Below are 24,211 nucleotides of genomic sequence, written 5' to 3' on the forward strand. Positions count from 1 at the left end.
TCATGACGGAAGCGTCCGTATCCGGTCTGGTCGAGCAGGGCTGTCATCCGGTTTTCCTTTACGGAGCCTCCCGGCTGGATCGGCAGGACGTGGCCCGCAGACTGCACGGTCACAGCCCGCGCGCGCAGCGCCCCTTTGTGGTTGCCACCCTGACCGCTACACCGCGCGCCCTGCGCGAAGCGGCGCTGTTCGGCAACGCCGAGGCGGGCTGGATCCAGCAGGCCCAGGGCGGGACCCTTCTGCTGGATGAGATCGACTGTCTGTGCCCCACGATGCAGGATCGCTTCGTGGACTGTCTTGCGCAAACGGATCTGCGCGTTATTGCCGGAAGCCGTCACGATCCGCTCCTGCTCCTGCGGCAGGGAGGGTTAGCGGCTGGACTGCATCAGTGGCTGTCAGCGCTGCCCTCCGCACAACGGATGGGACCGGAGCGGATCAGCGCGGTCTGTCGTCTGGCCGCAGGCACGGGCACGGCGCGTCCCCGTGGGCTGGAAAGGGCGCTGGAACGGCCTTTGTCTGAATATCTTGAGGGTGATCTGGAAAACGGCGCGGGCGATCTGCACGCCTGTGTGGTGGGGGAAGTCGAACGGCCGCTGATTACGATGGTTCTGCGCCGGACCTGCGGCAACCAGTTGCGCGCCGCCGCCATTCTGGGGGTGAACCGCAACACCCTGCGCAAACGCATCCGCGAACTGGACATCACGATCCCGAAAGGCATCGACGAGTGAAATTCCCTTCCCTGAGGCGCCTGTTTGCAAGGCTGACCAGTGCCAATGGGGCGGTTCTTCTGACGGTTCTGGCGCTGGTGCTGGCCTTCGCCACGTTCGTGGTGCTGTCAGGCGGCATGTCTCTGGCGCATCGCCCGCAGGTTCAGGCGATCGTCTTCCTGCTCGATTTCATCACGCTCATGCTGATTGCCGCGGCTGCCGTGGTGCAGATCGGGCGGATGGTGGCTGAACGCAGGCTTGGTCTGGCAGGCGCGCGTCTGCATGTGCGGCTTATTACGCTGTTCGGAATCGTGGCGGTGGCCCCGACCATCGTCGTGGGTGCGGTGGCAACGCTATTTTTCCATTACGGCGTGGAAATCTGGTTTTCCAACCGTGTGAATGATGCCCTGACGGAGGCGCGGTCGGTCGCGGTTGGTTACCTGCAGGAGCATAATGATAACGCCCGTACCGAAGCCTTCGCGCTCGCAAACACGCTGATTACGGTCCAGAACGACGAGCTTTTCTCGCGCGGGACCGACCTATTTCACGACCCGGCGCGTCTTCAGGAATTTCTGGACGACGAAGTCACGGAACGTGGCCTGACGGATGCGGAAGTGTTTGATCCGCTGACCTCCAAAGTGCTGGCCGTTGGCGGCCTTCTGGGCAGCGATGCAGACATGTCGACGGCCCCGCCACTCCCACCGAAATCGGTCGTGGAGCTGGCCCGGCACGGCGAGGCTGTCATCCTTGATCGTCCGGATCAGCGCAGGGTGCGGGCCGTGGTCGCGCTGGGCGGCAATTCGGGGCTCATGCTGGTCATCACCCGTCCGGTCGATCCGGATGTGGTGGAACACATGCGCCGGACGGACACGCTGGTTGCGGATTATCAACGGCTGATTGCCAATCGTGGTAAGACGCAGGTCCTGTTCGCGGTCATTTTCGCACTGATGGGCCTGCTGGTTCTGGCAGTGGGAATGCTGACTGGACTGGCGCTGGCAAACCGGATTGCCAATCCGCTGGGTCTTCTCATTCTGGCGGCCCAAAGGATTTCCAAAGGGGATCTGGAGGTTCGGGTTCCTGTTCCCGAAAACGCAGGGCAGGACAAGGATGACGAAGTGACTGGGCTGTCCCGTGCGTTCAACAGCATGACGGACCAGCTCGAAAGCCAGCGGTCCGAGTTGATGCAGGCCTACGACCAGATCAACGAACGCCGCCGTTTCACCGAGACGGTACTTGCTGGTGTTTCGGCAGGCGTGATCGGACTGGACCGCGCGCAGGTGATCGAATTGCCGAATCGCGCGGCCTCCAGTGTGCTCCAGCGTGATCTGCAGCCCGCCATTGGCCGAAAATTGACGGAGCGGGTGCCGGAGTTCTCCGCCCTGCTGGAGGCTGCGCGCATGGCGCCAGAGCGCGTCCATACGGCCGAAATTCAGGTCGATACCGAGGGCGCGCAGCGTCCCGGCGGTCCGGGTGAGGGTGCGGGTGCGGGTGCGGGGCGCACGCTTCTCGTGCGGGTCGTGGCGGAACTGCGCGGCCAGGATGTTGCGGGCTATGTCGTGACCTTCGACGACATCACGGATCTCCAGTCCGCCCAGCGCAAGGCTGCCTGGGCAGATGTGGCCCGGCGCGTGGCGCATGAGATCAAAAATCCGCTGACTCCGATCCAGTTAGCCGCAGAGCGTCTGAAACGCCGCTTCCTCAAGGAAATCCACTCTGACCCCGAAACCTATACGCAGCTTGTCGATACGATCGTGCGACAGGTGGGCGATATCGGGCGGATGGTTGACGAGTTCTCCGCCTTTGCGCGGATGCCACAGCCCGTCATGCAGCCGGAGGACTTCTCGCGGCTGTGTCGGGAAGCGCTGGTGCTCCAGAGAAATGCCCATCCCGAAATCGTGTTCGAGACGACCGGACTGCCGCCATCAGGGCCAATCGTGCGGTGTGACCGGCGGCTTATCGGTCAGGCGCTGACAAACCTGCTACAGAATGCAGCAGATGCCATCAGCATGGCAGACCGCGGAAAACCGGGAGAAAATACCTCCGGACAACCCGCAGGACAGGCAGTGCAGCCAATAGGACACATTGTGGTGGGCTTGCACATTCGCGGCGGGCATGTCCTGCTAGACATAGAAGATGACGGGATCGGCCTGCCGACGGTGGAACGCCACCGGCTGACCGAGCCTTATGTAACCCACAAGGCGAAGGGCACCGGCCTCGGCCTTGCGATCGTCAAGAAGATCATGGAGGACCATTCCGGGATGCTTCAGCTCACTGATCGGGAACCAGACCTTTCCCGTGGCCCGACATCCGGGCAGCGGGGAACGCGCGTCACCCTGTCTCTGCCGTTGTGGGAGCAGGAGAGCCATATCCCGGGTGAAACGGACCTTCAGACCATGAGGACAGCAGATGGAACATGAGATCCTGATCGTCGATGACGAACCGGACATCCGGTTCCTCATCGAAGGTATTCTGAACGATGAGGGCTACAGAACCCGGACAGCCGCCAACTCGGATCAGGCGCTTGAGCTGTTCCGCGCGCATCGTCCATCGCTGGCGATTCTGGATATCTGGCTTCAGGGTTCCCGGCTGGATGGAATCGAACTGCTCAAGATTTTCCAGACCGAGGAGCCCGGCCTGCCGACGCTCATGATTTCGGGCCACGGAACCATCGAGACGGCAGTGTCCAGTCTTAAGCTGGGTGCCTATGACTTCATCGAGAAACCGTTCCAGTCGGACCGGCTTCTGGTGGTGGTGCGTCGCGCACTGGAAGCAGCGCGCCTGCGGCGGGAAAATGCGGAGCTGCGTCTGCGAGCAGGGCCGGAAACCACCCTTTCGGGAGAGGGTGCCGTCATTTCGGCCATCCGTGCCCAGATCGAACGTGTCGCCCCTACTAACTCCCGTGTGCTGATCAGCGGTCCGGCCGGCGCAGGCAAGGAAGTGGCAGCGCGAATGATCCATGCGCGCTCCCGCCGTGCGGAAGGTCCGTTCATCGCCCTGAACTGTGCGACGCTCGCGCCCAACCGCTTCGAAGAGGAGCTGTTCGGTCTTGAGGGCGAAGACGGCCAGCCGATGCGTCGCGGCGTGCTGGAGCGCGCCCATCGCGGAACGCTCCTGCTCGATGAAGTCGCGGATATGCCCCCTGAAACGCAGGGCAAGATCGTCCGCGCACTTCAGGATCAGACCTTTGAGCGTCTGGGCGGCAATACGCGGGTGAAAGTGGATATCCGCGTCATCGCCACCACCAACCGCGATCTCCAGTCCGAAATTGCCGCACACCGGTTCCGGGAAGATCTGTATTACCGGCTTGCGGTCGTGCCGCTGCGCATTCCGTCCCTGCGGGAACGGCGCGAAGATATTCCGGGTCTCGCCCGGCATTTCCTTGACCGGTGCGCCGAGTCTTCGGGTCTGCCGGTCCGGGAACTGTCTGTGGACGCTCTTGCCGCGCTGCAATCCTATGAGTGGCCGGGCAATGTGCGGGAGTTGCGCAACCTGATGGAGCGGTTGCTGATCATGATGCCGGGGACGGGGAACGATCCGATCCGGGCAGACATGCTCCCCTCCACCATCAGTCAGGGTGCACCGTCCATGACGCGCCTCAATTCGGGGGCGGATGTCATGAGCCTGCCACTGCGTGAGGCGCGGGACCTGTTTGAGACGCAGTATCTTCAGGTACAGCTCATGCGCTTTGGCGGTAATATCAGCCGTACGGCCAGCTTCGTCTGCATGGAGCGCAGTGCGTTGCATCGCAAACTCAAGCAGCTTGGCGTGACGACCAATGAAGACCGTGCGTCCGCGTCGTCCACACCTGTGAGTGGCTGAGATGACCTGCCGGTTTTCCTGCTCTTTCCTCTGTCGACTGAGAACAGCGTGACTTCAGAACATTCCTCTCCTGTCGGCCCTCGTGCCGTTCAGGAAGTCTTCCTCGATCATCTGCGCCGGACGGAAGCCTCCGTGACCGTCTTTCTGGTCAATGGCGTGAAGCTTCAGGGGATCGTGGCCCAGTCGGATGCGCAGACCCTGCTGCTGCGCCGTGATGGCCATGTACAGCTAGTTTACAAACATGCCGTCAGCACGATCATGCCGGCGACGGCAATGCATTTTGTGGAAGAAGAACTTTGAGCGGTTTCGAGACCAAAAAGCCTGCAACACGGGCGGCTGTTATTCTGCCGTGGGAGAAGTCCGGGCCGCAGGAAGAAATCCGTGCAGCTGATGCACGGCTTGAGGAAGCCGTGGGTCTGACGGCTTCGATCGGACTTGTCGTGGTGCGTCAGGCCGCGATCCTGCTGCGAGCCCGCCGTCCGGCAACCCTGCTGGGCAGCGGTCAGGTCGAGCAGCTTGCCGAGGCGGTGAAGCTCGACGACGTGGATGTGGTCGTGATTGACGCGCGGCTGTCACCGGGTCAGCAGCGCAATCTTGAAAAGGCGCTGGCCTGCAAGGTCGTGGACCGGACGGGACTGATTCTTGATATTTTCGGCGCGCGTGCTGCCACCCGTGAAGGTGTGTTGCAGGTCGAACTGGCCCATTTGGAGTACCAGCGCTCGCGCCTCGTCCGTCTCTGGACCCATCTTGAACGTCAGCGCGGCGGCTTCGGCTTCCTTGGCGGTCCGGGTGAGACACAGATGGAAGCTGATCGCCGGATGCTGGCCGAGCGGATCGGCAAGATCCGCAAAGAACTGGAACAGGTGCGCCGGACGCGCGGATTGCACCGCGAATCCCGCAAGCGCGTACCGTTTCCGGTCGTGGCTCTCGTCGGCTACACCAACGCGGGCAAGTCCACGCTGTTCAATGCCCTGACCGGGGCCTCTGTTCATGCACAGGACCAGCTTTTCGCCACACTGGACCCGACCATGCGCGGCATGCGTCTGCCGTCCGGGCGCAATGTGATCCTGTCCGACACGGTGGGGTTCATCAGTGAACTGCCAACCGAACTGATCGCAGCCTTCCGGGCAACGCTTGAGGAAGTGGCGCAGGCGGATGTGATCCTGCATGTGCGCGATATCTCGCACCCTGATAGCGTAGCCCAGCGGGCAGACGTCCTGAACGTGCTGGATGGTATGGTGCGGGATGGCGTGCTCGATTCACACTGGTCGGATCGCACGATCGAGGTTCTGAACAAGGCCGATCTGGTGGGCGGTGTTGAGGCAGTCCCGAAGCGTGAAAATGCTGTCGCGATTTCTGCCATCACAGGCGAGGGTCTGCCGGACCTGTTCGAGGTTCTGGATCAGTATCTGACGCGATCCATGAAATCCGTTGATGTCCGCCTTCCGATTACGGACGGCGCGGCGCTGGCGTGGCTTTACCAGCATGGCGAAGTAGTCGGGCGAACGGATCGGGACGATGGAATAGATGTGCAGGTCCGTCTGTTCTCGGCGGATCTGGAGCGTTTCGAACTGCTGCATCCAGACCGGATCGTGCAGCCGGACGCCTGAGTTTTCTACTCGGACGCCCGTGTCGCCAGAGTCGCGCTGCGCGAAGAGGCGCGGGCGGCTCTGGCGCGTTGGCGGGCACGGTCCAGCGGTACGGCCAGTGCATAGGTCAGACCGAGGCCGACCACATTCATCACAAGCTGTTCCCACAGATTGATGCCAAAGCTGGCGAACATCAGCCGCCCCAGAAGATCCAGCACCGTGCTGCAGGCAAAGACTTCCAGCGAATTCCGTCCCAGCAGGGCAAGGCTCTGGCCGATGCGGTCGGCGGAGATGCGGCGCAGCGCAGCGGAAGACTGCACCAGATAGAAGATCGCCATGATGTCCAGCAGCCGCCAGATGGCCAGTGTGGATTTGCCTGTATTGGGCGGGGCCGGAAAAATCCGCAGAAACGGGAGGTGCCAGTACTCGTAAGGGAAGCACACCACGAACGCGCCCGCGAGATAAACCAGACACAGGGCCTTGGCCCACGGGCGGTACGGCAGATCGCCGTTGTTTTTCGAGGCCCAGACGGCCCCCAGAATTCCGAGAATATAGAGAAACTGCCAGCCAAATGGATTGAGATACCATCCACTGGGATCTAGCCAGTTGGGAATGGTGATGTGCGGGTCCAGATTGGCGATGGCCCAGATACTGACGCTGAGCGCGACCAGAAGCCACAGGCTGCGCTTGAGAATCCAGTAAATCAGCGGAAACAGCGCCAGAAGCACCACATAAAGCGGCAGGATGTTCAGATAGCTTGGGAGCGCGTCGAAAGTCAGAATACGCCATAGCCAACTATAGCCATGCGCAAGTTGCGGCTCGATCGTGTATTCGGGCAACGGTTGATAGTGCCGCCACTGCCGAACCGTCCAAACGAACACCAGCGTCATGCCAGTCTGATACAGATACAGTCTGAGGCATCGGCCAAGAATACGGTGAATGCCGGTTTTCCAGCCCTCCCGGTCGATCAGGCGCCCATAAGCCAGATAGGACGCGTAACCCGCCAGCATGACGAAGATCTCTGCTGCATCAGCAAATCCGAAATTGCGGATCGTGATGCGATTGAGCAGATCATCCGGGACGTGGTCCACCAGCATCATCAGCAGTGCGATACCGCGAAGGGCATCCACGCGATGGTCGCGGGGAATCTTTCGCGTTAAAGCTGCTGGGGAGGGTTGGGGCGGCTCCATAATCTCTTCTTACCGTCAGAGCGTGGGCAGGGGTATGGGGCCAGATTACGGCCAGATTAAAGATTGGACGGAATTCAGGCCCGGTGTCCTGCCGGAGCCTTTTTTCTCAAACCGTCTTTTATAGAGCGAGCAGGGCTTCGTTCGACTGGCTTGCCAGAATGCCATGCCGGTCAGGATGCAGCCCCGTAATTTTGACGATGTGATCGCGCCCCTGAAGCTTGCCGATAATTTTTTCCAGAACCTGAACGGACGTAATGTCCCACAGACGGGCCTCGGTCAGGTCCAGCACAACAATAGCGGCATCAGTATGGTAGTCGATCGCATCGGAGAGACTGTCGGCGGATGCGAAGAAAACCTGACCGGCAGCGCTATACGTCAGCACATCGCCGGAACGCCTTTCCGTGACGCGAAGCAGGCTCGCGGCGTGCCAGGCGAAGAACACGCCCGAAAGCATGACGCCAACCGCGACACCTGCCGCCAGATCGTGAGTCATTACGACCACGGCCACGGTGACGAGCATGGTCAGGCTGGACAGGCGTGGATGTCGGGTCAGGTCGCGCAGGCTGCTCCATGAAAATGTGCTGGCGGAGACCATGACCATGATGGCGACCAGAGCAGCCATCGGAACCTGCCCAACCCAGCGATGCAGCAGCACCATAAGGGCCAGAAGGAATGCGCCTGCGGTGAAGGTCGACAAACGCCCGCGTCCGCCATAGCGCAGATTGCCGACGGTCTGGCCGATCATGCCGCAACCCGCGATGCCACCGAACGCGCCGACGAGAATGTTTGAAATCCCGAGGCCCGTGCATTCCATGCGCTGGTCACCGTGAGTATCGGTGATGTCATCGACAACAGAGGCCGTCATCATGGATTCCAGCAGACCCACAGCGGCCATAGCCAGAGCATAGGGCAGCACGACGGACCATGTGGCCCAGTTCAGCGGGATATGCGGAAAAGTCAGGCTGGGAAGGCCGGTCGGGAGGTCGCCGAGATCGGAGACGGTATGAACCGGCATCGGATAAAGCATCGTGATGGCGGTGAGAACCACGATGCAGATCAACGGGGAAGGAATGGCATCGGACAGGCGGGGCAGCAGATAGATAATAACAAGGCCCAGCGCGATCAGCGCATAAGTGTGCCAACTCACTCCCAGCATCTGCGGCACCTGTGCGGCAAAGATCATGATAGCCAGAGCGTTGACGAAGCCTGTCCGGACCTCTGCGGGGACAAAGCGCATGACGGCCTGAAGCCGCAGCAGACCAAACAGGACCTGAAGCCCACCGGCAACCAGTGTGGCGAGCAGCATGGCCTGAACGCCATGGGCATGAACCAGCGGTGCGGCCACCAGAGCGACAGACCCCGCGGCACCCGAGATCATCCCTGGACGGCCGCCGAAAATGGCGATCGAAACGGAAATGACGAATGACGCGAACAGCGAGACCGCGGGGGAGACCCCGGCGATATAGGAAAAGGCAATGACCTCGGGAATGAGGGCAAAGGTTCCGACCATTCCGGCCAGCACTTCGCGCAGTGGGTTCTGTGTCCACTGGCGACGATAGAGAGCGGGAGTCATGAAAATCCTTGAGGGCAGGGCGTGAAAGGGGTGCGACGTATTCAGGCCCGGCGCGGCAATGATGTACGAGTGTAACCCGGCTGATCCCAGGATTGAAGAGACGGAATTGCCGGGAGAACACACATGAGAGAGTCTAAAAAAAAATCGGAGGCATGAAAAAAAAATGCGTCAAAAGACTGGACGAATGCCCCAACCTTCCTCTAGAGAGTGCGTCGCTGTGTGGCGGATGTAGCTCAGTCGGTAGAGCGCCGGTTTGTGGTACCGGTTGTCGCGGGTTCGATCCCCGTCATTCGCCCCAGCATTTCTCCTGAAAATCTGAATGAACATTCATCCGGGCTTGGCAGTATCAGCCTGATGGTTGTGTCTGTGCTCCCAGTGTTCTTCCAGCGCCATGCGCTCGAAGCGTAGTTTCTGCCGGATCCAGTTCAGCATGCCCGACAGCGTCACGACGATGATTCCCATGAATGTCCAGTTGTCCAATGGCTGATGAAACAGCAGGTAGCTGAATGCCACCGCCCAGACCATCTGGCTGTATTGCGGCAGCGCGACCCGGTTCGCGGGGGCGACGGCTGTGGCCATCATCATGAACAGTTGTCCCAGAGCTGCCAGAAAACCGTATCCGAACAGAAGGGCCCAGACTCGCGGTCCATGTGGCCAGGAGGCATGGGTGATCATGAGAAGGCCGTCGCCGATCAGCGGTCCAAAAAGGCTTGACCCAAACAGGGAAAGTCGCGCGCTTTTGTCCCCAGCCAGTCGGTAAGCCACGACGCTGCTGGCATTGGCGAGAGCGGCGATGATGGCGCAGACATGCCCGAGATGGAATGCGCGGGCGCCGGGGCGCAGGACGATCAATACGCCCAGAAAGCCGATTCCAACGGAAAGCCACGTCCAGAACGAAACCTTTTCCTTCAGGATCGTCACGGAAATGATGGTGACGAAGAACGGCATCAGGAACATCAGCGATAGCGCTTCTGGCATCGGGAGCAGCATGAAAGCCATGACACTGGCGGCCGTTGAGACGAATGTTGAAACGGCGCGCAGAACCCACATGCCTGGCCGGTTCGTCGCGAAAATGTCGGAATAGGGTTCTTCAGGGCGGCGGATGAACGGGAGGAGCAGAAAGCCGAAAACGCCGCCTGAAAAGGCGACTTCGAAAGGATCGAGCCGCCCCGCAAGCCCTTTTGAGCAGGCATCGCTGATGGCAAAGGCGGCGTATCCGAGAAGTGCCAGCAGAATACCCGAGGAGAAAATGTTCTGTTTCATGGGCCGGTTTCTCCGCAGGTAAAGCTGTTTTCGGTGTGAAAATAAGAAAATCTGCTGTTGTCGACAGTCAAGTTTTTCAGATTCCCGAGATCGTTCTTCCTGCTTTATAAATCATTAATATTAAGTGAATATTGATTTTATAAAAGGTATCTATAAGTAAAATTGGAGAGGTTGCCATCTTCATGTATGGTGCGCGTCATTCGGGTAGGCTGTATGGCCCCCATCTCCTGGATGAAAAAGCGTGAGCCCCCTTATGTCTCAGAAGATTGTTCCAGTCATTCTCTCCGGTGGATCAGGTAGCCGCCTTTGGCCAGTATCGCGCAGCAGCTATCCCAAGCAGTTCTGGCCTCTCCTGACGGAACGGACTCTGATTCAGGAAACTGCTTTGCGCGGTGTCCGTGCCGAGCTCTCGGCACCGATCGTGATCTGTAATTCCGAGCATCGCTTCATCGTTGCGGAGCAATTGCGGGATGTCGGCGTCGAAAATGCCCGTATCATGCTCGAACCCGTTGGACGCAACTCCGCGCCCGCCATCGCAGCTGCGGCGTTTCTTGTAGCCGAAACCGATCCGGACGCCATCTTGTGGATCATGGCTGCGGACGCCGCGATTACAGACGAAGCGGCGCTCTACGCCTCTCTTGAGCATGCAGTTTCTGCGGCAGCCCAAGGGCGGATCGTGACATTCGGCATGAAGCCGACCCGCGTTGAAACCGGCTATGGCTATATTGAAAGCAGTGCGTCTCTTCCGGGGCTAGACGGCGTTTTCGAAGTGTCGCGCTTTGTCGAGAAGCCTGATGCCGCCACCGCAGAGGCCTTCTTCCGTGATGGCCGATATCTGTGGAATTCCGGCATGTTTGTGACGCAGGCCGGTGTTTTCCTATCCGAAATCAAGACGTTTGAGCCGGACATTTATGAGTATGTCGGGCAGGCTGTTCAGGCACGTCACAGCGATCTGGACTTCGACCGGCTGGATGATGCGAGCTTTCGTCAGGCTCCAGATATCTCCGTGGATTATGCCGTCGCCGAGCGCACGAAGCGTGCAGCAGTGGTGCCGGGTACGTTCGGTTGGTCGGATATCGGCAGTTGGGACGCGCTTTGGGATCTGTCTCCCAAGGACGATGCGGGCAATGTCACGTTCGGGGATGTTTTCCTTGATGGTGCCAAGAACTGCTACGTCCGGTCGGATGGAATTGTTGCCACGGTCACCGGGGTCGAGGATCTGGTCGTCGTTGTGACGCAGGATGCCGTCATGGTCTCGCATCGTGATCGTGCCCAGGACGTCAAGCATATGGTCAACCGTCTGAAGAAGGCGGGCCGCAAGGAAGCGGTGGCGCATAACCGTATGTATCGTCCGTGGGGATTCTATGAGAGCCTGATTCAGGCGGACCGTTTCCAGGTGAAGCGCATTGTGGTGGAGCCGGGCCAGAAGCTCTCGCTGCAGAAGCACTTCCATCGTGCCGAGCATTGGGTCGTCGTAGGTGGCACGGCGCTTGTGACGCGCGACACGGACCAGATCATGGTTCGTGAGAACGAGAGCGTCTATCTGCCGCTGGGCTGTGTGCACCGTCTTGAGAATCCGGGCCGGATTCCCCTGACGCTCATTGAAGTCCAGTCCGGCCCCTATCTGGGCGAAGACGATATCGTGCGTATTGAAGACGTTTACGCCCGCAACTAAGGCGGGCTGCAAACCCTGATCCAGCTAGGATCAGGGTTTGTGCTTTTCGGGGGAGCGGCGCCCGAAGAGGTGATGAAGCCCGTTCGCAAGTGGGATGGGCGTCACACCCAGACGATGTTCCATCGGGCCAATATCGAAATTCTTGTCTTCCAGAAGTCGACGGATTTCTTCCGGTGCGATCTGCGGTAGTTTGCGGATATGGCGCGTGACATGAGACAGCGCCATAAGCATCCATCCCGGCAGGGAAATGATGGGGCGGCCACCAAGCTCCGCAAAATACAGAACCATGCGAACAAAGGTCCGGTACGCTACGGCGGTCGGTCCTGCGATGACGATGCTCTCGGGGCCTGAGACGTTTCCGCTCTGAATGAGGCGGATGGCCGCGACCACGCAGCGTGTCACGTCGCGCTGATCGATGGGCTGCACGAGGGCGCGCCCTCCGCCGGGCAGGGGAATCACCGGCAGACGTTCCAGAAGTTTGGCCAGCCGCTGCACGTTGTCTTCGCCTTGAGCGCCATAGATCATGGTTGGATGCAGCAGAATCGAAGGGCGGCCATCTGCTTCGAGCGCAGCTTCACCCGCCAGAACGCCTCGTCCGTGATCATCCGGCCAGTTTGTGAACTTGCGTGTGCTGCCCAAGGCCACAATTGGAGCCGTCGTGGCTGCGAGAATAGCTGGCAGATGGCGCGCATGGGCCGTGTTGACGACAATCGCAGCATCTTCAAAAGCCAGCGCCAGCATGGCGGGCTCTGTCAGATCGGCAATGCGGACGGCCTGACAGGCCTGTGCGATGTCAGGTGCAAGATTGCCCTGACTGCGGACGACGGCGACGATCTTCTGGCCTTGTGCCAGAAGTGTACGGCATAGAGCGGCCCCTGAGCGTCCACTGGCGCCGACGATGCAGACTGGGCCGCTGGCCAATGGTGCGAGATGTGTGATGTCTTCGGGCGTCATTGCGCAAAAGCCTTCAGATCGGGGGAAGCGAGGAACGTCAGCATCGCGGCGGGTGAAGACATGGCGGCATTGAGTGCCGTGAAGGACATTGGCGTTGCGGAAGCATAAGTGACCGTCAGGGTGCGGTCTGCGGGGTGCTCCACATAATCCGGAATTGCGGCCAGAGCCGGATTGGCTGAAAGGCTCGCCCGCAGGATCTGTGCGGTCCGCTCACGGATCTGCTCTGTGGTAGTGCCGTTTCCAATCTGCCGGGCAGCAAGGAGGAAGCCGGCGTCAAGGAGGCGATCGCCTTGCAAAGAGATTGTGACATTCTGCAAGGCCGTGGATTGCAGCAACTGCTGTGGCGACGGGTGTCTTTCTGTAAAATCAGTCTGGATTGTGCGTGCATCGACAGTAAAGGTCATGAAACCCGGAACTGCGAGGGTGGCGTTGGTCCGTGACGTGTGCTCTGCGAGGTTTGAAACCTGCACATAATGAGCGGTCGAGCCTGTGCCATTGATGTGAAAGGGTAGTTTCTCATCGCTTTGGAAATGAAAGCCTTTCAAGTCCTGCGTGACCGTCGAAATCTGGTTTTCCAGAGTGCCCGTCCCCTGCAGATCGTCCAGGCGGAACAGACCGGAGGTCATGTTCAGTCTGAAATTATGAGCTGCAAAGCTCTGGGGCGGCGCCATGTGGGACGGGAGAGGGAGATGATCCCAGAGTGCTGCGACCTGTGACGCGAGATCGAGCTGTTTCAGATCGAAGCGTTCCAGACTAGCCTGACCGCTGACAAGCTGCGGATCATGGCCGGGGGCCTGCAGTGTGCGTTCATAAGCAACTGTTGCGGCGTCGGTACGCAGGCTCGTAAGCAGGGCGGGGCCGTAATTGTCCAGTGTCAGGCGACGGGTAAAGAGGCTGTGAACATTCACAGGACCGGGCGCTGAGGATTGTGCGAGATTCTGGATCGAAAGCTGTTCAATCTGGCCGTGAGCGAGAGTGACATGCGCCAGATCAATGCGGGAATGTCCTTCCGCGGCAGCCCTCGACGGTGGCAGGATCAGATGCCGCAGGCTGAGCGTGCTGCCATGAATGATCTGGGTGGGCGTTTGAAGGAAGGGTTCACGAATTTCGACAGAGCGGACGGAAAGCCTGCCATCCGGCATCGGCCGGGGGTGGCCCAGTCGCATCTGGGAAGCACGGAGCGTGATGGACCCATCACGCAGGGTGATATCCGTCAGGGTGGCGCCCAGGGCGAGAATGGACGGTGTGGCGGTTCCGTAAGTGAATGTGGTTCCCGGCGGGAGGGCCGCCCGGAAGCTCGACAGACCGCGGACCAGTCCCATATGGGCTTCATGATGCACACCGGCCAGGCCGATCACAGCCGTTACTGAAATCAGGCTCGCCGCGAGCCAGGGTTTTTTCACGTTGATGTTCCTGTCTAACCGGTCCCGCACAGGCGTCGGGCGCGAACGTTCTGTGTGGCGGCAGGATACCATTGTCGCGATATGGAGCAATGCAGACGTCGTTTTTGTTGCGGTAATGGGATACCATATTGCTAAAAATGGCTGAAAACTGCTGCGAATCACATAATTCAATGTGTGAACGGGGCTTGACGCGCGCGCTGCAGACGGCAATAAGGCCCCACCTGATCCGCCTCGTGGGGAAGGAGGGTGTTTTCGGACATCGTTTTGACCACAGGCGCCATCCACGGTGCGTTCTTTGTGGATGCACCCCAAGCTGGAATGTCACTAATGAAGACCACACGTTCGCTGAAGCCAGCGGAGGTGACGAAGAACTGGGTGCTGATCGACGCCGAAGGGCTCGTTCTCGGCCGTCTCGCCACCATCATCGCCACCCGCCTGCGCGGAAAGCACAAGCCGCAGTTCACCCCGCACGTTGATTGCGGCGACAACATTGTCGTCATCAACGCCGAGAAGGTTGTCCTTACGGGCAACAAGGTCGGGCAGAAGCTGTTCCACTACCACACGGGTCACCCGGGTGGGATCAAGGAGCGCACCATCACGCAGCGTCTCACGGGCAAGCACCCGGGTGAAGTTGTCGAGAAGGCTGTCGAGCGTATGATCACCCGTGGTCCTCTGCAGCGCGCCCAGATGAAGCACCTTTATGTCTATGCCGGTTCCGAGCACCCGCATGATGGCCAGAAGCCCGTCAAGCTGGACGTTGCTGCGATGAACCGCAAAAACACCGTAACCCACGAGTCGTAAGGCCTGTATCATGTCCGAGACCCAAGAGCGCACCGGCACGCTGCAGGACCTTGCGAGCGTTGCTCCTGCCGTTACCTCCAACGCTGCCCCTGTTCACGAAGTCAAGCGTGACGCCCAGGGCCGTTCCTACGCAACCGGCCGTCGTAAGGACGCCGTGGCCCGCGTATGGATCAAGCCTGGCAAGGGTGACATCATCGTCAATGGCCGTCCGGTCACGACGTATTTCGCCCGTCCGGTCCTGCGTATGCTCCTCACGCAGCCGTTCCTGATTTCCGATCGCTACAACCAGTTCGACGTGTATTGCACGGTCGCTGGTGGCGGTCTGTCCGGTCAGGCTGGCGCCGTCCGTCACGGTATTTCCCGTGCGCTGACGTACTACGAGCCGAGCCTGCGTGGCATCCTGAAGGCCGCTGGCTTCCTGACGCGTGACAGCCGTATTGTCGAGCGTAAGAAGTACGGCCGTGCGAAGGCACGTCGTTCCTTCCAGTTCTCGAAGCGCTGATCTCTCAGTCTTCCCGAACGACGAAAAACCCGGCCAGAAATGGCCGGGTTTTTTTTGTTCTGTCTGGGAGGGCAATTTACAAGTGGTTTCAAACAACCTCATCCAGTTCTTTACGAAGCTCCAGCCCCTTCTGAAAAATCCAAGCCATAACGAATGGCAGTGCGACAAGTCCGAGATCCGAAGCGCTTGTGACATCATAAAATATGGCTTGATGAGAAGGTGGTGCTGTTGGGAGGTCCGTGATTCCTTCAATGAAACCTGTAAAAAATGGAATACAAAGACTAGCGAGGCCCGCGAAGCCGATGACGCGGAGCGAACGGACATTGCTGACCGTAAAAATCTTTTCCTGAAGACATTCTAAAATGAGAGAGGCAATCCGATACAGGATGATTGCCTGACAGAGATTCTGAAAGGCGAGACAGAGATGGGCTATTGTGGATACATCCCGCCAGGGGGCCATCATGAATTTCCAGCCCACCCAGCGCGTCAGCAGAAGCGGCAAATCGTTTTGCAGGGCGGCGCAGATATGTCCTGCCGCAACGAGAGCTGAAAGTCCCGCCGGGATTTGGAACAGGGCGGCGCTTTCCACCAAGGGTCGACTTGGTAGTGTAGCGGATTTTGACCGGATCATGATGCTTCCTCATACAACAGCAGGATTAAGATTTATTGTAAAACGATAATATCGAAAAGCAATAAATATTTATATCGTGAGAGCTTGTTTCTGGGAAAGAAAGATACGGCCTGGTATACTCATCATAAAATAACAATTAATAAATATTAATTATAATAAAATTATATAAAATTCTATTATAAAGCAATATTATTCCGATATCGCCAGATGACGTATCCTGTGTCACATTGCGCTCGCTATTTTTCCAGACCATGATCTTACCGGAAGCTGTGATCTCATGACGTCCTTCATCATTGAAAAGACCGAAACCCCGACCGATCCTGTGAAGCGGATGGAGCTGCTGGCTAATCCGGCCTTTGGGCGCGTCTTCACAGATCATATGGCCATCATTCGCTATTCCGCGGACAAGGGCTGGCACGATGCGAAAATCACGCCGCGCCGTCCTCTGAGCATCGATCCGGCCTCGACGGTCCTGCATTACGGGCAGGAAATCTTCGAGGGCATGAAGGCCTATCGGGAGAAGGATGGTCATGTCGCCACGTTCCGCCCGGAGGCCAACGCGGCGCGCTTTGCCGAATCCGCACGTCGTATGGGAATGGCGGAACTGCCGGAAGACCTGTTTGTGCAGGCCGTTGATGAACTGGTGCGCGTGGATCAGGATTGGGTGCCGTCTGGAGAGGGGCAGAGCCTCTATCTGCGTCCGTTCATGATTTCCAACGAGGTCTTCCTCGGCGTGAAGCCGGCGAACGAGTATCTGTTCATCGTCATCGCCTGTCCCGTCGGAGCCTATTTCAGCTCCGGTTGCGTATCGGTATGGGTGTCCGAAAACTATACGCGGGCTGCGATCGGTGGCACGGGTGAAGCCAAGTGCGGCGGCAACTATGCCGGCAGCCTGATCGCCCAGGCTGAAGCCAAGGAGAAGGGCTGCGATCAGGTCCTCTTCCTTGATGCACGCGAGCGCCGCTTTGTTGAGGAAATGGGCGGCATGAACGTGATGTTCGTTCGCAAGGACGGCAAGATCGTCACGCCGCCTCTGGGCGGGACCATTCTGCGCGGTATCACCCGCAACAGCCTGATCCAGCTTGCTGCCGATCAGGGGATTGAGGTGATTGAAGAGCCTGTCGAGATCGACGAGCTTTTTGAAGGTGCGGCTTCGGGCAAATATACGGAAGCGTTTGCCTGCGGCACGGCGGCGGTTCTTTCGCCGATCGGCAAGTTCGTCCGTCCGTCGGGCGAGGCTGTGTTCGGGGACGGAACGACGCCCGGCCCGGTCTCCCAGACGCTCAAGAAAACCCTGACGGATGTGCAGGGCGGCCGGACGAATGACGTCCATGGCTGGATTCACCGCATTTCCTGAAGTCTGCCAGCCGGGTTCATAACGAGCCCGGCTTTTTTTAAGCCGGATCGATCCATCCGGCGCGGATCGCTGCGTCAAGCTCCTCGGGCGTGTCGATGTCGAAGCCGAGTTCGGGAGCGTGCAGGAAGGCCGGTTTGGTTGCGCCGTTTTTCCAGAGCTGACGCAGCCCGGTATCGCCTCGCAGATCGGCAAGACGTGGTTGCGTTATAGGGCTGAGTAGCACCGGGATGCCCCGGCCTTCCTCTCCATAAGCGGTGACGACATCCGCATGGTTGTCACCCAGTTTTAGGAGGGTGCTGAGATGTTCGCATTTCAGACGTGGCTGATCCGTGCCGGTAATCAGCAGTAGGCCCGGATCTGTCCCCAAGGCCCGGTATCCGCATTGGAGCGAAGACGCCATGCCGGTTTCCCACTCATTATTCTGCGCCAGAATGATGTCGAGCCCTACGAGAGCCTGACTTATCTCTGCGGCCGCACCACCTGTCACGACGATAAGGCGCTCCGCCCCCGTTGTCAGTAGGAGTTCTGCGGTGTGGCGCACTAGTGGCACGCCATTGACAGTCAGAAGCTGCTTGGGCTGTCCGAGCCGTGTGCTTCCCCCTGCGGCCAGAAGAAGAGCGGAATGGGGTCTCATTGAGGCTGTTTCGCGATTATCTGGGCCAGGATGGAGAGTCCGATCTCCATGGGAGCCTGTGCGCCGATCTCCAGCCCGGCGGGCAGGTGCAGCCGGTCAAAAGCTTCGGCAGGGACACCAGCTGCCCTGAGAGCTTCCAGACGTCCGGGAATTTTGCGCCGGCTGCCGAGAATGCTGACGCAGAAAGCGTTTGATTTCAGCGCATGCGCCGTCAGCATCAGATCGGAATGGGCGTCATGGGTGAGGCTGTAAACTGCCGTCCATCGGTCCAGTGGCAGCGTACGAAGGGCAGTCTCCAGATTTCCGCGCAGATAACGGGTCGGGTGCAGTCCCGGAGGAGACTCGGGCGGTCCGTAAGGGCGGATCAGAATGGTTTCGAGTCCCATGATGGTGGACAGGCTCAGGATCGCGAGCGTGACCGGATCTCCGCCAGCCAGAACCAGCTTTAAGGGCGGCAGATATGTGCGGAAGAAATGGCCCGCTTCCTGTCTGGTAGGCCGCGTCTCGTTGCAGAACGTCATGTTCCCGCTGTCGAGGTCCGTGACAAGGGTGATGGGGCGACGGCTGTCCCGCGCGGTTCTGAGGGTGGCGACATGGACTGCGAGATCAGGGATCGGGCGCACGAAAATACCGATCCGCCCGCCGCAGGTAAGCTGGATGTCCAGAACCGGGCTGCCCGCGCCATAGTCCAGCGTCCTCGGCTGTCCATCCCTCAGGCATTCCAGTGCCTCGACGCGCACGGCGGCTTCTACGCAGCCACCCGAAACATAGCCCTGAACCTCCCCCTCCTCGCAGATCGCCATTTCGCTTCCCAGCGGGCGGGGCGAAGAACCCGTGATCCGCACCAGCGTCGCCAAAGCCGCACTCTTCCCACCAGTGGCCCAGCGTTCCAGTGTGGGAAGCAGATCGTCCGTCAGGCCATAGTCTGGCCACTGGGGAAGGGGAGAGAGCTGTGCCGCGTCCGTCATGGAGGGTCCCTGATGCGCTTTGAGGGCGGCAGGGTAACGCCAAAGACGATTATGACATACCCTTTCACCCACAGACTGTTGATCCACGGGCCATGAGGTCTATATCGGCATGGAACGCGGCGTCGGCATTTCAGCCATCGCAACAGACGCACCAGCGACCGGAGCGGAAATGAGTGATCTCCTGAGCGTTATACGGGCCATGGAACTGGTGCTGGATTATGCCGGCAGCTTCGGGACCGAGACGGTGGATCTGCCGATGGCGGCCGATCGCATCCTTCAGCAGACGATCCATGCCGAGCGCGCCCAGCCGCCCTATGATCGCGTGATGATGGACGGCATTGCCTACCGTTACGGCAGCGCCCAGACCCTGGTGTCGCACGGAATTCAGCGCGCCGGTGCGCCGGGGCAGGTCTTGCCGGATGGTTCTGTCTGTCTGGAAGTGATGACGGGCGCGGTCCTGCCGGAAGGTGCTGATACCGTCGTTCCGGTCGAACGTCTTGTCCGCGAAGGACGGCTGATCCGATTTGAAGAGGGCTATGAGCCGTGCAAGGGCCAGTTCATCCATCGCCGGGGTTCCGATTGTGCCGCTGGCACGGAACTTCTGACGCCGGGGCGTCGGCTGGATGGTCCGGCGCTGGCGGTTCTGGCGGGGAATGGGCATGCGCAGGTGAGCGTATCGCGGATTCCCTCCATCGGGATCGTGGCGACGGGCGACGAACTCGTGGATGTGGGCGCCCCTGTGTGCGACTGGGAAATCCGCCGGTCCAATGAATTCGCCCTGACCGGCGCGCTCCTGTCACGCGGGTTCAACTGCATTGAACGCTCCGTCGTCCCGGACGATCTCGCGGAGACGATCGTGGCGCTGCGTGAACAGCTCTCGCGCCATGATGTTCTGATCCTGAGCGGTGGCGTCTCAATGGGGGCCTTCGATCACGTCCCCAAGGCACTGTCGAAAATCGGGGTCGAGCGGGTGTTCCACAAGGTGGCGCAGCGTCCGGGTAAGCCGCTGTGGTTCGGGGTCGGGCCAGAAGGGCAGCGTGTTTTCGGGCTGCCGGGCAACCCGGTTTCCGCCACGACCTGCGGAGTGCGTTATGTCATGCCGATGCTTCTGGCAGGGCAGGGACTGAGCCGTCCCGAACCCTATACGGTCATGCTGGATGCCGATGCCGAACGGATCCCGACACTGACGCGCTTTCTTCCCGTAAAACTCCATCACGATGCGACAGGGCAGGCGCGCGCAACGCCGTGTCCGATGCCAACATCCGGGGATTTCAGCTTTCTGGCCTCAACGGACGGCTTTGTGGAACTGTCACGCGGGGATGGCGTGTTGCCCCGTGGAACAGCTGTGTTATTTCATGGCTGGTAACGCCCTGACTGACCGCTTCAGCCGTCCGCTGCATGATCTGCGGATTTCTGTCATGGATCGGTGCAATTTCCGTTGTCCGTACTGCATGCCGGAAGCGACCTATCACGAGCATTTCCGCTTTCTGGAGCCGAAAGAGCGTCTGAGCTTCGATGAAATCGAGCGCGTGGCGCGTGTGGCCGTATCGCTCGGGGTGCGCAAACTGCGCCTGACGGGTGGGGAGCCGCTCCTGCGTCCGAAACTGCCGGAACTCGTGGCGCGTCTGGTGTCCATCCCGGGTGTGGAAGATGTTGCTCTGACTACGAACGGCGTTCTGCTGGAGCGGCATGTTCGGGAGCTGAAAGCGGCGGGGCTGAATCGTGTGACGGTCAGTCTCGACAGTCTGGACCCGGCGGTTTTTGCGCGGATGAGCGGAGGCCGCGCGCAGCTTGAACCGGTTCTGGAGGCTATCGACAGCGCTGCGCGGGCAGGTTTTTCAGGTGGCGTGAAACTGAACACCGTCATCCAGCGCGGCCTGAACGATACAGGCGTCGAAGCACTGGCCGAACGCTTCCGCCACAGCGGCGTCGTGCTGCGGTTCATCGAATACATGGATGTCGGGACCCGCAATCACTGGGAGCGGGCGGAAGTGGTTCCGTCGCGTGAACTGCTGGAACGTCTTGACGCCCGCTGGCCGCTCGAACCGGTTGACGCGCACTATCGCGGAGAGGTGGCACAACGATACCGCTACTGCGATGGGGGCGGAGAAGTCGGATTCATTTCTTCCGTCACGGCGCCATTCTGCGGTGATTGTTCGCGCGCGCGCCTCTCATCAGAAGGGCAGATTTATACCTGCCTGTTCGCGTCGGAAGGGACGGATCTGCGAACACTTCTGCGCAGCGACGAAGACGATACGGCCTTACGTGCGCTGTTGGCCGGGGTGTGGCGCCAGCGGACGGACAGGTATAGTGAGGAGCGGGCTGCGTCTGCGGATGCACCAGCACGCCGCCGCATCGAGATGAACTATATCGGCGGCTAGAAACGGTAGTCGGATCGGGAGATCGAACACGATGAAAACGCTCACCCATGTCAACGAGCACGGCGAAGATCCGCGCATGGTCGATATCAGCGGCAAGGATGTGACTGAGCGCAGCGCCCATGCGCAGGCTCGTCTGGTTTTCCCATCCGATATGGCGCGGACGCTGTCTGAAGCCGGGTTCATGACGGCCAAAGGCGCTGTTCTGACTGTGGCGCAGATTGCGGGCGTGATGGGTGTGAAATCGACATCGCAGCTTATTCCGCTGTGTCATCCGCTGGCCCTCAGCGGCTGCCGGGTAGACATCACGATCGAGGGTGACGAGGCGGTGATCGACTGTCGCGTGTCGTGCAAGGGGCGGACAGGTGTGGAAATGGAAGCCCTGACTGGCGCATCCGTGGCGGCGCTTACGATCTACGACATGTGCAAGGCGATGTCCCACGACATGGTCATCCGCGAGGTCCGGCTGATGGGCAAGGCAGGCGGCAAGCGCGACTTCCAGAGGATCGAATCGTGAGGCCCCTTTACGGCCTGATCCTTGCAGGTGGGGCCAGCAAGCGGATGGGGACGGACAAGGCCGCGCTCGCCTATCACGGCAAGCCGCAGCTTCAGGCGGCATTCGATGTCGTGTCGCCTGTGGTGGAGAAGTGTTTTGTCTCGGTGCGGCCGGACCAGACGGGAAACCCGGTCCGGGCCGCATTTCCGCAGATCGTCGATTCCGTAGATATTGATGGCCCGGCGGCCGGTCTGCTGTCCGCGCATCAGGCCTATCCGGATATCGCCTGGCTGGTGCTGGCCTGCGATCTGCCAATGCTGGCTCAAGGCACGCTGGAGAATTTGATCGCAAGGCGGGAGGCTACAAACGTCGCGGTTGCCTATCGCAGCGAACATGACGGTCTGCCGGAACCGCTCTGTGCCATCTGGGAACCCGAAGCGCTGGAGCGGCTGGAACAGCAGGTTCTGGATGGTCGGACCTGCCCGCGCAAGCTGCTGATCAACAGTCCGACCAAGCTGCTGGAGCCCTATGCCCGTGGGGCGCTCGACAATATCAACACGCCCGAGGAACGCGAGGATGCGACCCGGCGTCTGGAACACCCGACAGGAGCGCCGATGATTCGCCTGAAACTGGAATATTTTGCACAGCTCCGGGAGCTTGCCGGAACGCGGGAACAGTCGCTCGAGACGGCGTTTGCCACCGTCGGGCCGCTTTATGAGGAACTGCGTGAGACATACGCTTTTCCTTTCGAAGCCTCGAAGCTCCGTGTGGCGATCAATGGCGATTTCGCGCCCTGGACGCAGCCCCTTAAGGACGGAGACCACATCGTGTTCATTCCGCCGGTGACGGGAGGATGAGCCGCTTTCGAATGGCGTCTGCGCCCGTGGATTTGAACCTGCTGCGTGAGGATCTGCATCTGGCCGAGGCGGGGGGCTTCTGCACCTTTGAAGGCTGGGTCCGTAACAGGAATGACGGCCGCCCCGTGGACGGTCTGGAATATGAATCCTACGAAGCGCTGGCGCAGCTTGAAGGCGAACGCATCGTGGCGGAGGCGCTGGAACGCTTCGAGATCAGTCAGGCTGTGGCCATGCACCGGACGGGCAGCCTGAAGGTCGGGGAGGTCGCCGTCTGGATCGGTGTTTCGGCACCGCATCGCGATGCGGCATTCCGGGCCTGCCGTTACATCATCGACGAGGTCAAGCACCGTGTTCCTGTCTGGAAGAAGGAACATTATCTGGATGGGGATGCCGAATGGGTGGCGTGCCACCATTGCCAGACGGCGCCCCGTGCCTCCGAAGCGGATGCGCATGACCACGATCATGGACAGTGTGGCCATCACCATCACTGACTGAGCCTGACTGCGGAACAGAAGCTTTCTGTTCCGCCGCATGTTTTTTTGAGTTGTAATTGCAAATCATTCTCAATTAGAATAACTCCGGTCCTGCCGATTCGGAGTTTCCCCCATGACACGGCTGTCGCTTTCCCTGTCCGATCTCTGTTGCTGTGAACGGCTGGCGCTGTGGAGTATCCGCTGCCTCATCAGCCATTACCGTTTGCCAAACTGCCCTGAGACAAAAACGACCGACGGCCTGTTCCCGGTCTGCTTCCGCCCGGCTCTTGATGCTGCGGAAGGGGCTTTTTCGGACGCCGTTCATCTTTTAGCCGTTGCGGGACAGCCGGGGCTCGCGGTGAATGCGCCGGGTATGCAGTCTTTGACGGTGCTGGAGGAGCGTTTTCTCCGCGGGATCGTCGCGGCCCAGAATGAAGGCCAGCGTGACGTTTTCGTGCTGCTTGCGGAAGTCTTTCCGGATCGCTTCGTACAGGGCTGTCTTGCCACGGCCCTGACGCTCCTGGCGGATTGCCTCGCCGGAGCAGGGCATTGGCTCCCCAAGACATTGCTTAAAGACGAGACGACGATTTCAGGCGGCGGAGCATTGTCGTCGATCAGCCGCTGGCGCTCCGTCAGCCCGTCGCGGATGCGCGTCCTGTGGCCGCAGGATAGCGGCCCTCTCCAGCGTGAGAGAGCGCCCGAAGCGAACCGGGTGATGCACTGATGATGTCGCTGGGCAGGCGCACTGCCCGGAATGGCGTTGCGTCACGCATTCCGGGCTTTGAGGAGCTGGAACATATGACGGTCTGTCTGTTGCTGCTGCTCGCAGGCGTGGTTGGTTTCTGCTGGCTGGCCTGCGTCAATCTTGAAATTTCCGCCGACGACCTCCTGTCCGCACTGGGGTACCAGTCCGGTCTGGAAGAGACATTCAGAGGCTAAAA

Annotated in this window: 24 protein-coding genes and 1 tRNA gene; 17 read left to right on the forward strand and 8 right to left on the reverse strand. The window is 60.0% G+C overall.

Features of this window, described 5'->3' with window-relative positions:
* Positions 1–2 precede the first annotated feature (2 nt).
* The 5 genes from ABDK74_RS11905 to hflX are packed head-to-tail and all read left to right on the forward strand — an operon-like array spanning position 3 to position 6,136.
* Positions 3–728: a sigma 54-interacting transcriptional regulator gene (locus ABDK74_RS11905; RefSeq protein ID WP_346003965.1), complete on the forward strand. Its 726-nt coding sequence runs from the start codon at positions 3–5 to the stop codon at positions 726–728.
* Entirely contained in the window at positions 725–3,124 is a 2,400-nt protein-coding gene (locus ABDK74_RS11910) for a PAS domain-containing sensor histidine kinase (protein WP_346003966.1), read from the forward strand. Before ABDK74_RS11905 ends, ABDK74_RS11910 begins: the two co-directional genes overlap by 4 nt.
* A complete protein-coding gene (locus ABDK74_RS11915) occupies positions 3,114–4,526 on the forward strand; it encodes a sigma-54 dependent transcriptional regulator (RefSeq protein ID WP_346003967.1) in 1,413 nt (470 codons plus the stop codon). The genes ABDK74_RS11910 and ABDK74_RS11915 overlap by 11 nt, the downstream gene beginning before the upstream one ends.
* A 48-nt stretch (positions 4,527–4,574) precedes the next feature.
* Positions 4,575–4,826: an RNA chaperone Hfq gene (gene hfq, locus ABDK74_RS11920; RefSeq protein WP_194255350.1), complete on the forward strand. Its 252-nt coding sequence runs from the start codon at positions 4,575–4,577 to the stop codon at positions 4,824–4,826.
* The gene (gene hflX / locus ABDK74_RS11925) at positions 4,823–6,136 is read left to right on the forward strand and encodes a GTPase HflX (RefSeq protein WP_194255351.1); all 1,314 of its coding nucleotides are present in this window, start codon (positions 4,823–4,825) and stop codon (positions 6,134–6,136) included. Before hfq ends, hflX begins: the two co-directional genes overlap by 4 nt.
* Positions 6,137–6,141: 5 nt before the next feature.
* Here the strand turns inward: hflX and ABDK74_RS11930 are convergent, their stop codons facing one another.
* Entirely contained in the window at positions 6,142–7,305 is a 1,164-nt protein-coding gene (locus ABDK74_RS11930) for an OpgC domain-containing protein (RefSeq protein WP_346003968.1), read from the reverse strand.
* 118 nt (positions 7,306–7,423) lie between these two features.
* Positions 7,424–8,878, reverse strand: a complete 1,455-nt coding sequence (locus tag ABDK74_RS11935) for a SulP family inorganic anion transporter (RefSeq protein ID WP_346003969.1) — start codon at positions 8,876–8,878, stop codon at positions 7,424–7,426.
* Between the two features lie 222 nt (positions 8,879–9,100).
* Here ABDK74_RS11935 and ABDK74_RS11940 point away from each other — a divergent pair.
* Positions 9,101–9,176: transfer RNA gene (locus ABDK74_RS11940), tRNA-His, on the forward strand.
* 29 nt (positions 9,177–9,205) lie between these two features.
* Here ABDK74_RS11940 and ABDK74_RS11945 read toward each other — a convergent pair.
* Positions 9,206–10,141 (reverse strand): DMT family transporter, encoded by a 936-nt coding sequence (locus ABDK74_RS11945; RefSeq protein ID WP_346003970.1) that lies wholly within the window; start codon positions 10,139–10,141, stop codon positions 9,206–9,208.
* A 253-nt stretch (positions 10,142–10,394) separates the two neighbouring features.
* On the opposite strand from ABDK74_RS11945, the gene ABDK74_RS11950 reads away from it, so the two are divergent.
* Positions 10,395–11,816: a mannose-1-phosphate guanylyltransferase/mannose-6-phosphate isomerase gene (locus ABDK74_RS11950; RefSeq protein WP_346003971.1), complete on the forward strand. Its 1,422-nt coding sequence runs from the start codon at positions 10,395–10,397 to the stop codon at positions 11,814–11,816.
* Between the two features lie 30 nt (positions 11,817–11,846).
* On the opposite strand, the gene ABDK74_RS11955 is transcribed toward ABDK74_RS11950, so the two are convergent.
* On the reverse strand, positions 11,847–12,770 hold the full coding sequence (locus ABDK74_RS11955; protein WP_346003972.1) for an NAD-dependent epimerase/dehydratase family protein: 924 nt from the start codon (positions 12,768–12,770) through the stop codon (positions 11,847–11,849).
* Entirely contained in the window at positions 12,767–14,173 is a 1,407-nt protein-coding gene (locus ABDK74_RS11960; protein ID WP_346003973.1) for a hypothetical protein, read from the reverse strand. Before ABDK74_RS11960 ends, ABDK74_RS11955 begins: the two co-directional genes overlap by 4 nt.
* Positions 14,174–14,500: 327 nt before the next feature.
* Between ABDK74_RS11960 and rplM the strand changes: the two genes are divergently transcribed.
* The gene (gene rplM, locus ABDK74_RS11965) at positions 14,501–14,974 is read left to right on the forward strand and encodes a 50S ribosomal protein L13 (protein WP_062028977.1); all 474 of its coding nucleotides are present in this window, start codon (positions 14,501–14,503) and stop codon (positions 14,972–14,974) included.
* Between the two features lie 10 nt (positions 14,975–14,984).
* Positions 14,985–15,476: a 30S ribosomal protein S9 gene (rpsI, locus tag ABDK74_RS11970; protein WP_062028979.1), complete on the forward strand. Its 492-nt coding sequence runs from the start codon at positions 14,985–14,987 to the stop codon at positions 15,474–15,476.
* 88 nt (positions 15,477–15,564) lie between these two features.
* Here rpsI and ABDK74_RS11975 read toward each other — a convergent pair whose 3' ends face one another.
* Positions 15,565–16,107 carry a DUF2975 domain-containing protein gene (locus tag ABDK74_RS11975; RefSeq protein WP_346003974.1) on the reverse strand — a complete coding sequence of 181 codons (543 nt, stop codon included), beginning with the start codon at positions 16,105–16,107 and terminating at the stop codon, positions 15,565–15,567.
* A gap of 277 nt (positions 16,108–16,384) precedes the next feature.
* On the opposite strand from ABDK74_RS11975, the gene ABDK74_RS11980 reads away from it, so the two are divergent.
* Positions 16,385–17,464 (forward strand): branched-chain amino acid aminotransferase, encoded by a 1,080-nt coding sequence (locus tag ABDK74_RS11980; RefSeq protein WP_346003975.1) that lies wholly within the window; start codon positions 16,385–16,387, stop codon positions 17,462–17,464.
* A 37-nt stretch (positions 17,465–17,501) separates the two neighbouring features.
* On the opposite strand, the gene ABDK74_RS11985 is transcribed toward ABDK74_RS11980, so the two are convergent.
* Both ABDK74_RS11985 and ABDK74_RS11990 read right to left on the reverse strand, forming a co-directional pair.
* Positions 17,502–18,098: a nucleotidyltransferase family protein gene (locus ABDK74_RS11985; RefSeq protein WP_346003976.1), complete on the reverse strand. Its 597-nt coding sequence runs from the start codon at positions 18,096–18,098 to the stop codon at positions 17,502–17,504.
* Positions 18,095–19,066: an XdhC family protein gene (locus tag ABDK74_RS11990; protein WP_346003977.1), complete on the reverse strand. Its 972-nt coding sequence runs from the start codon at positions 19,064–19,066 to the stop codon at positions 18,095–18,097. Before ABDK74_RS11990 ends, ABDK74_RS11985 begins: the two co-directional genes overlap by 4 nt.
* A 169-nt stretch (positions 19,067–19,235) precedes the next feature.
* On the opposite strand from ABDK74_RS11990, the gene ABDK74_RS11995 reads away from it, so the two are divergent.
* The 7 genes from ABDK74_RS11995 to ABDK74_RS12025 all read left to right on the forward strand — a co-directional run bounded on the left by ABDK74_RS11995 (position 19,236) and on the right by ABDK74_RS12025 (position 24,209).
* Positions 19,236–20,432 (forward strand): molybdopterin molybdotransferase MoeA, encoded by a 1,197-nt coding sequence (locus tag ABDK74_RS11995; protein WP_346003978.1) that lies wholly within the window; start codon positions 19,236–19,238, stop codon positions 20,430–20,432.
* On the forward strand, positions 20,422–21,447 hold the full coding sequence (gene moaA, locus ABDK74_RS12000; protein WP_346003979.1) for a GTP 3',8-cyclase MoaA: 1,026 nt from the start codon (positions 20,422–20,424) through the stop codon (positions 21,445–21,447). The genes ABDK74_RS11995 and moaA overlap by 11 nt, the downstream gene beginning before the upstream one ends.
* Positions 21,448–21,478: 31 nt before the next feature.
* Entirely contained in the window at positions 21,479–21,961 is a 483-nt protein-coding gene (moaC, locus tag ABDK74_RS12005; RefSeq protein WP_253569284.1) for a cyclic pyranopterin monophosphate synthase MoaC, read from the forward strand.
* The gene (locus tag ABDK74_RS12010) at positions 21,958–22,797 is read left to right on the forward strand and encodes an NTP transferase domain-containing protein (protein WP_346003980.1); all 840 of its coding nucleotides are present in this window, start codon (positions 21,958–21,960) and stop codon (positions 22,795–22,797) included. Before moaC ends, ABDK74_RS12010 begins: the two co-directional genes overlap by 4 nt.
* Entirely contained in the window at positions 22,794–23,288 is a 495-nt protein-coding gene (locus ABDK74_RS12015; protein WP_346003981.1) for a molybdenum cofactor biosynthesis protein MoaE, read from the forward strand. Before ABDK74_RS12010 ends, ABDK74_RS12015 begins: the two co-directional genes overlap by 4 nt.
* A gap of 115 nt (positions 23,289–23,403) precedes the next feature.
* On the forward strand, positions 23,404–23,994 hold the full coding sequence (locus ABDK74_RS12020) for a hypothetical protein (RefSeq protein WP_346003982.1): 591 nt from the start codon (positions 23,404–23,406) through the stop codon (positions 23,992–23,994).
* Positions 23,994–24,209 carry a hypothetical protein gene (locus ABDK74_RS12025; RefSeq protein ID WP_194262264.1) on the forward strand — a complete coding sequence of 72 codons (216 nt, stop codon included), beginning with the start codon at positions 23,994–23,996 and terminating at the stop codon, positions 24,207–24,209. The genes ABDK74_RS12020 and ABDK74_RS12025 overlap by 1 nt, the downstream gene beginning before the upstream one ends.
* The last annotated feature ends 2 nt before the right edge of the window (positions 24,210–24,211 follow it).

The sequence above is a fragment of the Gluconobacter sp. OJB genome, from assembly GCF_039638275.1.
Lineage (GTDB): Bacteria > Pseudomonadota > Alphaproteobacteria > Acetobacterales > Acetobacteraceae > Gluconobacter > Gluconobacter cerevisiae.